The 13,920-nt window shown below is 67.2% G+C and carries 14 protein-coding genes and 1 tRNA gene; 9 read left to right on the top strand and 6 right to left on the bottom strand.

What is annotated here, in order from left to right; translation table 11 throughout:
* Nucleotides 1-88: 88 nt before the first annotated feature.
* On the bottom strand, nt 89-1,351 hold the full coding sequence (gene ribA, locus B9N97_RS13915) for a GTP cyclohydrolase II (protein ID WP_085087397.1): 1,263 nt from the start codon (nt 1,349-1,351) through the stop codon (nt 89-91).
* Nucleotides 1,352-1,631: 280 nt separating this feature from the next.
* On the opposite strand from ribA, the gene B9N97_RS13910 reads away from it, so the two are divergent.
* Nucleotides 1,632-2,162 (top strand): glycosyl transferase, encoded by a 531-nt coding sequence (locus B9N97_RS13910; RefSeq protein WP_244560713.1) that lies wholly within the window; start codon nt 1,632-1,634, stop codon nt 2,160-2,162.
* Nucleotides 2,163-2,306: 144 nt separating this feature from the next.
* A complete protein-coding gene (locus B9N97_RS13905) occupies nt 2,307-3,011 on the top strand; it encodes a response regulator transcription factor (protein ID WP_085087395.1) in 705 nt (234 codons plus the stop codon).
* A gap of 9 nt (nt 3,012-3,020) precedes the next feature.
* Here the strand turns inward: B9N97_RS13905 and B9N97_RS13900 are convergent, their stop codons facing one another.
* Nucleotides 3,021-3,797 (bottom strand): hypothetical protein, encoded by a 777-nt coding sequence (locus tag B9N97_RS13900; RefSeq protein ID WP_085087392.1) that lies wholly within the window; start codon nt 3,795-3,797, stop codon nt 3,021-3,023.
* A gap of 205 nt (nt 3,798-4,002) precedes the next feature.
* Between B9N97_RS13900 and B9N97_RS13895 the strand changes: the two genes are divergently transcribed.
* The 3 genes from B9N97_RS13895 (at nt 4,003) to B9N97_RS13885 (ending at nt 6,692) form a co-directional block, all read left to right on the top strand.
* Entirely contained in the window at nt 4,003-4,914 is a 912-nt protein-coding gene (locus tag B9N97_RS13895; RefSeq protein ID WP_085087390.1) for an MBL fold metallo-hydrolase, read from the top strand.
* A gap of 220 nt (nt 4,915-5,134) precedes the next feature.
* Complete coding sequence (locus B9N97_RS13890) at nt 5,135-5,968, top strand: YcbK family protein (RefSeq protein WP_244560712.1); 834 nt, start codon at nt 5,135-5,137, stop codon at nt 5,966-5,968.
* A gap of 142 nt (nt 5,969-6,110) precedes the next feature.
* A complete protein-coding gene (locus B9N97_RS13885; RefSeq protein ID WP_085087385.1) occupies nt 6,111-6,692 on the top strand; it encodes a histidine phosphatase family protein in 582 nt (193 codons plus the stop codon).
* Between the two features lie 38 nt (nt 6,693-6,730).
* Here the strand turns inward: B9N97_RS13885 and xth are convergent, their stop codons facing one another.
* On the bottom strand, nt 6,731-7,525 hold the full coding sequence (gene xth, locus B9N97_RS13880; RefSeq protein ID WP_085087382.1) for an exodeoxyribonuclease III: 795 nt from the start codon (nt 7,523-7,525) through the stop codon (nt 6,731-6,733).
* 11 nt (nt 7,526-7,536) lie between these two features.
* Nucleotides 7,537-8,220, bottom strand: a complete 684-nt coding sequence (locus B9N97_RS13875) for a fumarylacetoacetate hydrolase family protein (RefSeq protein ID WP_085087380.1) — start codon at nt 8,218-8,220, stop codon at nt 7,537-7,539.
* Nucleotides 8,221-8,621: 401 nt separating this feature from the next.
* Between B9N97_RS13875 and B9N97_RS13870 the strand changes: the two genes are divergently transcribed.
* From B9N97_RS13870 to B9N97_RS34995, 4 genes are all read left to right on the top strand, one after another.
* Complete coding sequence (locus B9N97_RS13870; RefSeq protein ID WP_244560711.1) at nt 8,622-9,116, top strand: MarR family winged helix-turn-helix transcriptional regulator; 495 nt, start codon at nt 8,622-8,624, stop codon at nt 9,114-9,116.
* Nucleotides 9,117-9,396: 280 nt separating this feature from the next.
* The gene (locus tag B9N97_RS13865; RefSeq protein ID WP_085087376.1) at nt 9,397-11,421 is read left to right on the top strand and encodes a PPC domain-containing protein; all 2,025 of its coding nucleotides are present in this window, start codon (nt 9,397-9,399) and stop codon (nt 11,419-11,421) included.
* Between the two features lie 112 nt (nt 11,422-11,533).
* Entirely contained in the window at nt 11,534-11,902 is a 369-nt protein-coding gene (locus B9N97_RS13860) for a terminase TerL endonuclease subunit (protein WP_208621221.1), read from the top strand.
* A gap of 120 nt (nt 11,903-12,022) precedes the next feature.
* A complete protein-coding gene (locus B9N97_RS34995) occupies nt 12,023-12,442 on the top strand; it encodes a SoxR reducing system RseC family protein (RefSeq protein ID WP_143266709.1) in 420 nt (139 codons plus the stop codon).
* A gap of 493 nt (nt 12,443-12,935) precedes the next feature.
* Here the strand turns inward: B9N97_RS34995 and B9N97_RS13855 are convergent.
* Both B9N97_RS13855 and B9N97_RS13850 read right to left on the bottom strand, forming a co-directional pair.
* Nucleotides 12,936-13,026, bottom strand: a tRNA-Ser gene (locus B9N97_RS13855).
* A gap of 96 nt (nt 13,027-13,122) precedes the next feature.
* Entirely contained in the window at nt 13,123-13,917 is a 795-nt protein-coding gene (locus B9N97_RS13850) for an alpha/beta hydrolase family protein (protein WP_085087373.1), read from the bottom strand.
* Between the last annotated feature and the right edge of the window lie 3 nt (nt 13,918-13,920).

Genomic DNA, 13,920 nt, shown 5'->3' with positions numbered 1-13,920 from the left:
CCCGGAATCCGATTCCCGTCGCGGTCTAATCGGCAATTACTGCCGGGCCGGCATGGCGATTCCTGCCCCGCCGGCCGCAGCCCTTCAGTCAGAACATATGGCCGCTGCGTTCCGCCTTGGTGCGGAGATAGGCCTCGTTGTGGCCGTTGGCCGGGAAGATGTGGGCCACCCGCTCCACCACCGCGATACCGCAGCGGGCGAGCTGGCGCAGCTTTTCCGGGTTGTTGGTCATCAGCCGCACGGACTCGAAGCCAAGCTGCCGCAGCATCTCCGCCGCCGGCAGATAGACGCGCTCGTCCGCTTCGAAGCCGAGGATCTCGTTGGCGTCCACCGTGTCGAAGCCGCGGTCCTGGATGCGGTAGGCGCGCAGCTTGTTGACCAGCCCGATGCCACGCCCCTCCTGCGCCAGATACAGCAGCACGCCGCTGCCCTGCCGGGCGATCTCGGCGATGGCGCCGCGCAGCTGGTCGCCGCAGTCGCAGCGCAGCGACCCCAGCAGATCCCCGGTGAAGCATTCCGAATGCAGGCGGGCCAGCACCGGCTGCCGCGGATCGGGGTCGCCGATGACGATGGCCAGATGCTCCGGCCCGCCGTCGGCCGGGCGGAAGGCGTAGATGCGCGTGTTTTCCGACCCCACCAGCGGCACCCGCGCGTCGGCGACGCGGCGCAGGGTCCGCACCACATGCACCCGGTAATCGGCGACGTCCGACGCCCGCACCAGCAGCAGGTCATGCTCCGCCGCCCACTCCGCCGCACTCTTCGGGGTGGACGACGGCAGGGGCGGCGGCAGGTCGGCGGTGATGGCGGCGGGCAGCAGGCGGGCCAGCCGGGCGAGGTCCACCGCCGCGGCCTCGCGGCTGCCGGGGCAGGCCTCGACGGCGGCGAGGCCGGGGGGGAGCGCGTCCTGGGCCTGCGGATGCTGTTCGGGATCGGCCAGCGCATGGGCCTGGTCCGCGGTCAGCCCGCCGGGCCGGTCGAGCGTCATGGCGCCGAATGCCTCCGCCGCGGCGCCGGGCGCCTGATCGTCGGCGATGTCGCTCACCGGCTGCGCCGCCTCGGCGGCGGCCAGCCCCAGAACCACGGCGCGGCGGCGTGTGACCACCAGCCGCGGGGTACCGCCGGTCAGCGCCTTCAGCCGCTCCACGGCGTCGAGCGCCACCGACTCCACCGACACCGCGGCGCCGACCGTGCCGTCGGCGGTCTCGATCGCCACCACCTCGCCCCGGCGCAGGGCGGCCAGCGCCCGGTCGACGGCGCGCACTGCGGCCTCGTCGATGGGCGCCGCCGCGGCGGCTGCCGCGGGCGTGGACAGGGTGACCGTGGTGGTGGCGGAGGAGCGTTCGGCTTGCATCGTCAGCGGCTTTGCGTAGCGGGTGCGCCGGATACGGCGCGTAAACGGGACATGGTGCGTTCGGCGGGCGAAGCAAAGCGCAGGTGGCGCGCCCCTGTCCAGCAATTCCCGCGCGCCACACCGTTGCCGGTGACACAACGATCCGGCTAGCCTGCCCGGCGCGGGGACCATCCCGCGCCGCCGACCGGGCGGAGTCGGCACCTCCAACGGGCCGCTCCGCCGCCGGCACCATGGGCGCTAGGATGACCGCCGCAGCCCTTCAACCGGGAGCCTTTCCCCCGTGACCACCCGTTCGACGACCCCCGATCCGACCCTATCCGTGCATCTGGTGATGCCGGCCGATCTTGCAGCGGACGCCCATTCCAACGCCTATACCCGCCGCATGGCCGAGGCCCTGCGCGCCGCCGGGGCCGGCATCATGCTGCACGCCCTGCCCGGCCCGCACCCGCAGGTCGATCCGTCGGCGATCCTGGCCGCCGACGTCGCGCTGTCGCGGCTGCCCGACGGCGCGACGGTCCTGCTGGACGGCAACGCCCTGCCCAACCTCGCCGCCAGCCTGCCGGCCGACAGCCGGCGCCTGCGCTTCACCGCGCTGATCGAACGCCTGCACTGGACCGAGCCGGGTCTGGCCGCCGATGAGGCCGCCGCGCGCCGCAACCTGGAACAGGGGGCGCTGGCCCTGATGCGCCATGTCGCGGTGCCGGACGAGACCGTCGCCGCCGCCCTGCGCGACCTCGGCTTGCGGCCCGAACGGATCGTCCTCGCCGCCGCGGACGCCGAAGGGGCGGCGGCGCTGCTGGCGGTGCTGTAGACGGCCCACCTGGAAGGCGCATCCTCTTCGCCACAAGCCATCACGACAATCCACCGGCGCCATGCTACTAAGGCGCCGCCCCCGGCCCTGCCGACGGCGGCCCCAGACTTCCGAATCCCGACTTCCGACTTCGTGCCGCGGACCATGACCATCGCAAAGCGCATCCTCCTGGTCGACGACGACACCGCCCTGCGCCAGTCGCTGGCCGAACAGCTTCGCCTGCTGGAGGAGCTTGAGACGGAGGAGGCCGGCGACGGCGCCGGCGCGCTGAACGCCGTCCGCAAGGCGGGTGGGGCCGGAACCGGCTTTTCCGCCATCCTGCTCGACGTCGGACTGCCGGACATGGACGGGCGCGACGTCTGCAAGCTGCTGCGGCGCGAAGGGGTGCGCTGCCCCATCATCATGCTGACCGCGTCGGCCAGCGACGCCGACACCATACTGGGGCTGGAATCCGGCGCCAGCGACTATGTGACCAAGCCCTTCCGCCTGGGGGTGCTGATCGCCCGGCTGCGCGCCCAGCTGCGCCAGTTCGAGCAGACGGAGGACGCGGTCTTCGTCATCGGCCCCTACAGCTTCCGCCCCGGCGCCAAGCTGCTGCTGGACGAGGCCGCCAACCGCAAGATCCGCCTGACCGAGAAGGAAACGGCGATCCTGAAATACCTGTACCGGGCCGGCGATCTGGTGGTCGGGCGCGAAACCCTGCTGGGGGAGGTCTGGGGCTACAACGCGGCTGTCACCACCCACACGCTGGAAACCCACGTCTACCGCCTGCGCCAGAAGATCGAGGCCGATCCGTCCAACGCCCGCATCCTGGTGACGGAACCCGGCGGCTACCGGCTGGTGCCCTGAGGCACAAAGTCAGCGCCGGCCGACCGAGGCCAATTCGCGGCGGCTTCCCCGTTCGGCGATGGTGACCTCGCCGGCGAAGCCCAACCAGCGGCGACGCTCGCCGGTCTGCGGCCCGCCCGAAAGCTTGCCCAATCGCGCCGCGCCGAGGCCGCAGGCCGATGGGCCGCCCCACAGCCCACGCCCCCGAGGCACCACCGGCAGCAGCCGCAGCTTGCGGCCGACGATGGCCATCCGGCGGCGCCAGTGGGTGACGTCGTGCGGCGACACGCCGACGCGGCGGGCGATCTCGCGGTCGGACAGCAGCGCGCTGCCGGGGTCCTGCAGCAGGTCCAGCACCGCGCGGCGCTTGTCGCTGTCGGCATGGCGGGAGTGCTTGCGCTCCAGCGCCTTGCCCATGTCCCACAGCTTTTCCGCCGTCTCGCGCGCCAGGGTGCGCCAGCGGTCGGCCTCCTCGCGCTGGCGGTCGGCATCGCCCGCCGCCTTGTCGAGTTGCCGCCGCAGGGTGGCGAGTTCCAGTTCCAGGTCCTTCACCTGCCGGCGCAGGCCGCGGACGAGTTCGTCCGGCGGCGGCGGCGGGGCCGGCGCGCCGGCGGGTTCGGCAGGCTGGGCGGCGGGCGGCGGCTCGGCCGCGGGCGGTGCCGGCGTTCGGGCGCGCTCCGCCAGATCGCGGAAGGACAGGCCGGCGCGGGACAGCATGATGCGGGCGGCGCGCAGGGCGGACAACGCCTCGCCCTGATGCTCCGACTCGGCCATGGCGAGGACTTTGGCGAGCTTGTCAGGATCCATCCGCGTCTGGTTCCGCCGGAGCCGGTCCCCACCCGCGCGGGGACCCTTGGGAAATCATCAAGTCAGGCCGCGCAATGCGCGACAAGCCCCAACCTACCACATCTTATGGGTTTGGACAGATGCCCTTCGTAGGGTGTCGACTCGCGACACGGCCTGTTCGGATTTGCTAGACTTGGGCAAGCGGGGCCGCCACGATGGCGCCGTTATGACCATCGATTCGGCCATCAAATCGACGCGACCGACCGCTCCATCGCCCGCTCCTGAAGAGTCCGGCGGCGGGTCTCCCTTCACCGTGCGCTTCTGGGGCGTGCGCGGCAGCATCGCGGCGCCCGGCCCGGCCACCGTGCGCTATGGCGGCAACACCGCCTGCATCGAGGTGCGCTGCGGCGGCGCCCACATCGTCTTCGACTGCGGCACCGGCATCCGGCCGCTGGGCGAGTCGCTGGCGCGCGACGGCGGGCCGGTCGACATCGACCTGCTGCTGACCCACAGCCATCTCGACCACATCAGCGGCCTGCCCTTCTTCGCGCCGGCCTTCGATCCGGCCAGCCGGCTGCGGCTGTGGTCCGGGCATCTGCCGCCGGAACGGCCCTTCCGCACCGTGCTGGCCGACATGATGACGGCGCCGCTGTTCCCGGTGCCGGTCGAGATCTTCCGGGCCGACTGCCAGTACCGCGATTTCCAGGCCGGCCAGACCTTGGACCTGGCGCCGGGTGTCCCGGCGGGAGTGGTGGTGCGCACCTGCCGCCTGAACCATCCCGACGGCGCCACCGGCTACCGGGTGGAGCATGGCGGCCGCAGCCTGTGCGTCCTGACCGACACCGAACATCCGGCCGAAGGGCGCGACCCGGTGATCCTGGACCTGCTGCGCGGCGCCGACGTGATGGTGTATGACAGCACCTACACCGACGCCGAATACCCGACGCGCATCGGCTGGGGCCATTCGACTTGGCAGGAATGCCTGCGGCTTGCCGAGGCTGCCGGAGTCGGCCGCGCTGTGATCTTCCACCACGACCCGGCCCGCACCGACGACGCGCTGGATGTCATCGCGGCGGAAGCGGAGGCGATGCGCCCCGGATCGTTGGTGGCCTATGAAGGGATGGAGCTGTCCCTGTAGGGTCGCCGCGGCTTAAGTTCAGCATCGTCCGTACCGGTTGAATCCCGAACAATCGGCTCTACCGATCAAAAGCGCTTGTGCGTGTTCATTGCGCCACAGGTTGCTTTGTCACACTGGTCTCCTGTGACAATCTTGGTATTAGATCGGCGTGCAACCCCGCCACGATTGGGGCGGGCGGGGTCGTTGATGCGTGCAAAGCTTGGGGGGAAGAGCGATGCGCATGACCGGTCGTGCCTTGGGTATTCTTGCCGTGCTGACCGTCGCGACGCAGCTTGGCGGCTGCGCCACTGCACCGCCGCTGGAAAGCGCCAGGCTGGACGGCGAACCGCGCAGCGTGGTCCTGCAGCATCCCGCCAGCGGCGAGACGGCGTCCGTCACCTACTGGCGCCCCGGCGACGGGTATGATCCGGCCGCGATGCGCGAGATCGCCGTCCTGTTCCGCGACCGCCGCAGCGACGAGGTGATCCCGGTCGATCCGGCCCTGGTCGACATGCTGGTGGAGTTGCGCCAGCGCGTCGGCGCGCCGCCGGACTCGCCGATCCGCATCACCTCGGGCTACCGGTCGAGCGCCACCAACGCCAGCCTCGCCCGGACGAACCCGAACGTCGCCGAGAACTCCTACCACATGCGCGGTCAGGCGGCGGACTTCTCCATCGCCGGCATCCCGCCTTCGCGGCTGGCGGAGGAAGCGGCGGCGATGCAGCGCGGCGGCTACGCCATGTACGCCCACACCGGCCATGTCCATGTCGACACAGGCCCCTTCCGCACCTGGACGCCGAAGACCGGCGAACCGCGCGCGCCGCAGATCCTGGAGGCGCAGGCCCGCGCCCGTGCCAAGGCCCAGGCGCTCGCCATGAAGCATGGCGGCGGCAAGGGCCGCGTGCAGGTGGCCGAGGCGGCGGACAAGGCGGTCAAACCGGGCAAGCCGCCGGCGAAACCCGCCGAGGCTCCGGCCAAGTCCGCCGTCCGGGCGGCGGCCCCCGATCTGTCGCGCGTCCGCGTGGCGCTGGCCCAGGTGAAGGAAATGCCGGTGCAGAAGCCGGCGAAACGCTAGAGTGCGATCGCTTCAAGCGGAAACGCTTGAAGCGTGAATCACACGGAAAACCAAAAGCTTAGAGCCTATCTGGTGCTTCAATAAGCGCCAGATAGGCTCTAAACTCCGGGCGCAGTCCCGTCACCCGCGCACCGGTACCGTCATGACCAGCCTGCTGATCCTCCGCCACGGCCCGACCGCCTGGAACGCCGAAGGGCGCATCCAGGGCAGCATCGACGAGCCGCTGTCCGACGCCGGCCGCGCACGGGTCGCCCGCTATCGCCTGCCGCCCGAGTCGGCCGGTTTGCGCTGGGTCGCCAGCCCGAAGCGCCGGGCCTGGGAGACGGCGACCCTGCTCGGCCTCGATCCGACGCCGGAACCGCGGATCGTCGAAATGGACTGGGGCGAGTGGGAGGGCGAACGCACCGAGGACCTGCGCGCCGACGGCCGCATGCCGGGCCGTCACGACCGGCTGGGGCTCGACTTCAAGGCGCCCGGCGGCGAAAGCCCGCGCGAGGTGCAGGCCCGTCTGCGCTCCTGGCTCGCCGATCTGGCGGTGGAGGGGCATCCGACCGGCGCCGTAGCCCACAACGGCATCCTGCGCGCGCTCTATTCGCTCGCCACCGGCTGGGACATGCGCGCCGACCCGGCGGAGGAGCTGCGCAACGGCTGCGCCCACCTGTTCCGCATCGCCAGGGATGGCGCGCCGGAGCTGGTGCGGTTGAACATCGGCCTGCTGGAGTAAGGGGGCGCGACGCCCCCTCCCCCTCAGACGGCCAGATCTCAGACGGCCAGATCGACGATCACCGGCACATGGTCCGACGGCTTGGGCTCCCAGCCGCGGGCGTCGCGCAGCACCTTGACGCCCGTCAGCGCCCCTTCCAGCGGCGGGGTCACCCAGATGTGGTCCAGGCGCCGGCCGCGGTTGGAGGCGGCCCAGTCCTTCGCCCGGTAGCTCCACCAGGTGTAGAGCTTTTCCTCCGGCGGAACGAAGCGGCGCATGGCGTCGACCCAGCCGGCGGACGCCTGCATCGCCGCCAGCTTTTCCACCTCGATCGGCGTGTGGGAGACCACGGACAGCAGTTCCTTGTGGCTCCACACGTCCTGTTCCAGCGGCGCGATGTTCAGGTCGCCGACCAGCACCATCGGCCGGTCGGGCGTCCGCTCCGTGCCCAGCCAGTGGGTCATCTCGTCCAGGAACTGGAGCTTGTGGGCGAACTTGTCGTTCACCGCCGGGTCGGGGATGTCGCCGCCGGCGGGGATGTAGACGCAATGCAGTTCGATCCCGCCCGGCAGATGGGCGAGCGCGTGGCGGCAATCCTGCTTGCCGCACCAGTGCTGGACGTCGTGCGACTCGAAGGGCAGGCGCGACAGGATGGCGACGCCGTTGTAGCTCTTCATCCCGTGGATGTGGGCGTGGACATAGCCGCGCTCCGCCAGCGGGCCGAGCGGGAAGTCGGCGTCCACCACCTTGGTTTCCTGCAGGCAGATCACGTCCGGCCGCTCCTCCTCCATCAGGCGGAGGAGGAGGTCCAGACGCATGCGGACCGAATTGATGTTCCAGGTCGCGATGCGCATTTGGCGGCGGCTCAGGCGATGGTCAGGGTCAGGGTGCCGACGCCTTCGACCGCGCCGGTCAGCACGTCGCCGGCCACCACCGCGCCGACGCCCTCCGGCGTGCCGGTGTAGATCAGGTCGCCCGGCTGCAGTTCGACGAAGCCGGACAGGTAGGAGATCGTCTCCGCCACCGACCAGATCAGGTCGGACAGGTCGCCCTTCTGCCGCGGCTCGCCGTTCACCTGCAGGGTGACCGCGCCCTTGGCCGGATGGCCGATGTCGGCGACGGTGCGGATGGCGGAGCAGGGGGCCGACTGGTCGAAGCCCTTGCCCATGTCCCAGGGCTTGCCTTCCTTCTTGGCGGCGTTCTGCAGGTCGCGCCGCGTCATGTCGAGCCCGACGGCATAGCCGAACACATGGTCCAGAGCGCGGTCGACCGGAATGTCGCGCCCGCCGGTGCTGATCGCCACCACCAGCTCGATCTCGTGATGCAGGTTGGCGGTCTTCGGCGGATAGGGGATGGTGGCGCCGTCGGCGACGATGGCGTCGGCCGGCTTCATGAAGAAGAAGGGCGGCTCGCGGTCGGGATCGGCGCCCATCTCGCGCGCATGGGCGGCATAGTTGCGGCCGACGCAATAGATGCGGCGCACCGGGAACGGATCGCCGCCCGCGACGGGGACGGCCGGCTGGGACCACAGGGGAATGGCGAAGGCCATGGCATCGGCTCTCTGGTTGGAACGCTTACCCACAGCTAACCCGAAAGCCGCCAACGGACCAAGCGTCCAACCATCCGCCCTGCCCTGCAAATCGGTTCAGCACTCCGGACGAGGGGCTGCTGAAAACGAAGACGCCCGGTCTGGGGGGGACCGGGCGTCGGAAGCTCCGATTCGGGAACCCGCGCGCGGCAGGGGAAACCGCTGGGCGGGCGATCGGCGTCGAATCGGCGTCGATCACTTCTTGACTCTTCAAGATGGAATTTGTATACCCTCTCACCAATACGTTTCACGCATATCTGGTATGCGTCAGCCTTCCGCCGTGCGGTTCTTGCTGACAAACGAAAGCCTTGCCCGCATTTTATCCGTTCATCCGATAATTCATCCAAAACATGGCATCCACGGTGACTGACAACGAGCGTTCCACCCCCGCCGACCGGCGGTCGCGTCTGCGGCCCGGCAAGAACGGCAAGCTCGCCCTTGGCCCCCTTCCGGAGCTGGTGGGTTACAACCTGCGCAAGGCTCAGGTTGCGGTGTTCCAGAGCTTTCAGAATGCGGTCGCTCCGCATGACATCACGCCCGGCCAGTTCGGCGTGCTGATCATGATCCGGGAGAACGAGGGCCTGTCGCAGTCCGACCTGGGCACGGCGGTCGGCATCGACCGGTCGACCATGGTCGCTGTGATCGACCGTCTCGAGTCGCGCGGCCTCGTCGTGCGCGCGCCCTCGCCCAACGACCGCCGCTCCTACGCGCTGCGCCTGTCGCCGGAAGGCCAGACGCTGATGGACGACCTGATCCCGCGCGTCCAGGCGCACGACCAGGGCATGGTCAAGGACCTGTCCCCGGAAGAGCAGGCGCAGTTCATCGACTTCCTGCGCCGCGTGTCGCGGTCGAAGTAAGGGGCGCCGCCCCTTCCGTTCCAGGCACCGGAAACGACTGACAGCCCGCCCCGCACCGGCAATCGCCGGATGCAGGGCGGGCTTTTCTCTTTGGGCGCCTTAGCGCCCACCGAGTAGAGCCTGCGGTGTCCACGCATCATTTGCACAAAGCTGCGGCAAGAAAACACCTTGCCAGACGATCATATCTGTCTCATACCATAAATACGTGTATTAAATATCTTCCCAGCTCCTTCCAGTATTTTCATAAAATTCAACACCACCGGCAAGAACGGGGCGCACCATGACGTCAACTCCCAGCAACCAAGCGGGTTTCGACGCGCTGAGCTACCTCGCCGCGAACCCCGACCTGATCCGGGCCTTCGGCGTCGACACCACCGCAGCCGCGCAGCACTACTCCACCCACGGAATCGCCGAAGGCCGCTCGACCACATTCGACGCCCTGAGCTACGAGGCCGCCAATCCCGACCTGCCGGCCGCCTTCGGCACCGACACCGTCGCCGCCACGCGGCATTACATCGAATTCGGCCTCAAGGAGGGGCGGACGACCACATTCGATGCCTTGAGCTACGTGGCCGCCAACCCCGACCTTCTTGCGGCCTTCGGCACCGACACCGCCGCCGCGACGCGGCACTACATCGAATTCGGCCTGCGCGAGGGCCGCAACACCTATTTCAACACCGCCGGCTATCTGTCCGCGAACGCCGACCTGCGGGCGGCCTTCGGCACCGACATGACCGCCGCGCAACGCCACTATATCCAGAACGGCTTCCGCGAGGGACGGACGATCCCCATCGACGACTATGCCGAGAACACCACGACGATTGGCCGCGTCAGCAGCGGGACCGCCGCCACCGGCATGATCGAGCGGGCCTACGACGTCGATTGGTTCAAGACGACGCTCAATGCAGGCACGACCTACACGCTGTCCGTGACCTTTCCCGGCAAGGGAACCCACGACTTCGCGCTCATCGACGAGCGCGGCACCATCCTGGCGAGCGACAGCGACCCCAACGGCGATGGCGTCCACACAGTCACCTACACGCCGGGCACGAGCAGTTCCGTCTACGCGGCGGTGAGCGGTTTCAGCACCGGACGCTATTCGATCGCCATGACCGGCGGTGACGTCACGAACACGACGACGACGACGACCACCACCACGATCACCACCACCACCCCGGTCACGCTGTCGGATGATTTCTCCGACAACATCTGGACCACGGGGCGGCTTACGGTCGGCGGCACCGCCAGCGGCGTGGTGGAGAAGGATTTCGACAAGGATTGGTTCGCCGTGACGCTGGAGCGCGGATCGGTGTACCGGTTCGGCACCAGTGTCGGCACCGGCGGCTCGCGTCCGACGCTCAGGCTCTATGACGCCGCGGGCTATCGGATGACCACGCGGTCCTACATGCCGGGCGGGGAGAGCATGACATCCACGCCGGAAATCACGGTGGCGACGACCGGCACCTATTACCTGGAACATGATTTTGTCCTCGGTCCCGGCGCCAGGAGTGCGGTTCCCTACACGGTCTGGGCCCAAAAGGTGGCGATCGATTCCGCGTTTTCCGACGATTTCGGCGACTCGCCGGGCACGGCCGGTCGGATGTCGGTCGGCGAGACGATCACGGGCGCCATCAACCAGACGTGGGATGAGGATTACATCGCCTTGTCCCTGCAGCAGGGCCACAGCTACACGTTCGACGTCACCACGCCGGGTCAGGCGTTCAACCTGGCGATCAACGACGCGCTCGGCAATGAAGGCTGGCTGGGACCGTCGGACGACAGCGCCGGCATTTACTATTACACCTCAAGGGACGGCCATCGTTTCTACAGCTATACGGCCAACAAGACCGAAACCTACCGCATCAAGCTGTCGGGCAACGACGTCGGCCCTTACTCCCTCAAGGCCACCGACAACGGCATGGTCGACGACATCGCCAACGACGCGAGCACGACCGCGGGACTGGCGATCGGCGGCAGCGCCACGGGGCACATCGATTACCGCCCGACCGGTGGTGCCTTGAACGGGGACAGCGACTGGTTCGCGGTGTCGCTCCAGGCCGGCCAGACCTATGAATTCGACCTCAAGAGGAACGGTGACGGCGCCGGCCTGATCCTGCGCGATCAGCAGGGCAATGCCGTGTCCGGCGGCACCAGCGTCGATTTCTGGAACTACACCTGGGGCAACGACAGCCTGCTCTACACCGCGACCCGATCCGGTACCCATTACCTCACGGTGAACGCACTGATGGCCGGAACCGGGACGGATCTGGCCGGCTATACGGTCAGCGCCCATCAGATCGGCTGACCGCCAATCCGCGGCGCCCCAACCGGGCGCGCCGCGGACCGGCCGGTGCCGGGGGGATGGCCAAGGGCCTGTCCCCGGACGTGCAGGCACAGGTCATCGACTCCCGCGCCGCGTGTCGTGGCCCAAGTATGGGGCGCCGCCCCTTCCGTTCCAGGCACCGGAAACGACTGTGCGGCAAGGGTGGGGGACGATAACGCCGGCGATCAAGAAACTGGAGCGCGCCATCATCGGGCGGCAGTTCCAGCACGGCGGGCATGAGGTGCTGCGCTGGTGCTTCGACAACATCCAGGTGGAGACCGACCGCGCCGGCAACCGGCTGTTCAGCAAGGGCAAGGCGCGGGAGCGGATCGACGGTGCTGTTGCCTGCGCCATCGCTGTGTCGCTGTCGCAGGCCACGGCGAAGCGGGAGGCTCAATTTATGATCTGGACGTACCTGACGATGAGTTCTTGGTGTGATTGCTTATTTTGGGAGTTGCTTTAATATTATATGCAATCATAAACTAAGATGAGCGGTACTCCTGCCCACAAGATATGTTCGGCGTTTAAGATTGACCTACGCGATAAGATTTAGGCCTAATTGCACAAAATGGAGGGCGGGGTGATGATCGAAGAGAAAAATGCGATTGTAAGCGCTTATAGTTTAAAGTACCCTGAATTCACTGATATAAATGTCGACGAATTTGCTCAAAATTCTTTTGGCGGCACTTTGGCTGCAGTTTCTTACAAAATAAATGGTCAGAAAAATGACGGAGAAATATGCTTTGTTACTGAAGATGGATCAGTGCAAATATTTGGAACAACCGTTGAGCTTGTCAGATTTTTGAAATACAAGGCAACAGAACATCCTCTGGAAAAGATTTTTTCTCGGCATATATTGTCTGGTATCATTTTCTTTGTTCTAATACTCGCAATATCTATTGCTGGATTTTTCAATTTCAACGATAAGGCTTATACGATACTTGGCGGGGTTGTCGGAGTTGCCGCAGGTTTCTTCTTTGGCTCGAAAAAGGAGCAAAAATAGCAAATCCCCGATGTATTATGACGCGGCAGAGGAAACGGTTAAACCTTTGGACCGCTTGCGTGGCGCTTACACCCTCAACGATCATTTCCTTAACGCGCCGTTATAAAACAATAATATGAAAAAAGGTTCTGGCACTTGGAAAGCCAAGGCTGCTGTCCGGTTGGAAGTGGGGACGCTGAATGTCGCAACCAGGGGCGCTGCCGTTCCGACCTATGTCCCCAACGAGATCCAATCCATTCAATTGGATAGACAGTGCGGAGATGGTGGGAACGCTGAGGACACTGTTTCGTCGCTAATCTTTAACCCTAGCCCTGTAGGTCGTCGCTCGCACAACGTGGCGGGTCATCGCCGATCCGGTTGCAAGAGGCGCTTCCGCCCGCAAACGCCCGCTGACAGCGGCGTCAATCCACCGAAAAATGTAGCGTAAACTGGGGGAGACGCATCCCCCCAAAACGAAAAAGCCCAAGCAATTCAATTGCTTGGGCTGAATTCGTGGCGGAGGGAGAGGGATTCGAACCCTCGATACGCTTTTGACGTATACACACTTTCCAGGCGTGCGCCTTCAACCGCTCGGCCACCCCTCCGTAGAGGCCCGCGTTATAGCCAGAGGTTCGAGGTGATGCAAGCCTCCGTTTCACGCGGGCGACGTTTTTTTGATAGCGCGCTAAACCGCGCCAATCTCATCCGCCAATCTCATCCACCAGCGCCCCGACGGTGCGGCACAGCAGGTCCAGGTCCTGGGGGCGGGACAGGCGGTGGTCGCCGTCCTTCACCAGCGTGACGCGGACATCGTCGCCGGTCAGCGCCTCGGCGATGCGCAGGCTGAGCTGCCAGGGAACATCCGGGTCGCGCTGGCCGTGCAGCAGGCGGACAGGGCCGCCGAAGGCGATGGGGCCGCGCAGCAGAAGGTGGTTGCGGCCGTCCTCGATCAGGGCGCGGGTGATCGGCTGGGGTTCGGGACCGTACTCCGACGGGCGGTTCCAGACGCCCTCCTCCATGATCCGGCGGCGGACATCGGCATCGAAGATGTCCCACATCAGGTCTTCGGTGAAGTCGGGGGCCGGGGCAATGCCGACCAGTCCGGCCACCCGCTCCGGACGGCGCGTTGCCGCCAGCAGCATCATCCAGCCGCCCATCGAGGAGCCGACCAGGATCTGCGGCCCCGTCGTCACCTGATCCAGCACCGCCAGCGCGTCGTCGGCCCACAGGCCGATGGTGCCGTCGGCGAACCGCCCGCTGGAGGCGCCGTGGCCCTGATAGTCGAAGCGGGTGAAGGACAGGCCGCGTTCCACCGCCCAGGCTTCCAGAGTCGTCGCCTTGCCGCCGGTCATGTCGGACATGAAGCCGCCCAGAAAGATCACGCCGGGCTTGCCCTGCCCGGACGGGCCGGCAGGGGTGTGGTGATAGGCTATGGTCGCGGCACCGCGCGTTAGGCTATGGTGCGCGCCGCCCGGACGGGCTGCGGTTTCGGTCATACG

It is taken from the genome of Azospirillum oryzae, assembly GCF_900177515.1.
GTDB lineage: Bacteria > Pseudomonadota > Alphaproteobacteria > Azospirillales > Azospirillaceae > Azospirillum > Azospirillum oryzae_A.
This window is presented reverse-complemented; position numbering and strand designations above follow the sequence as displayed.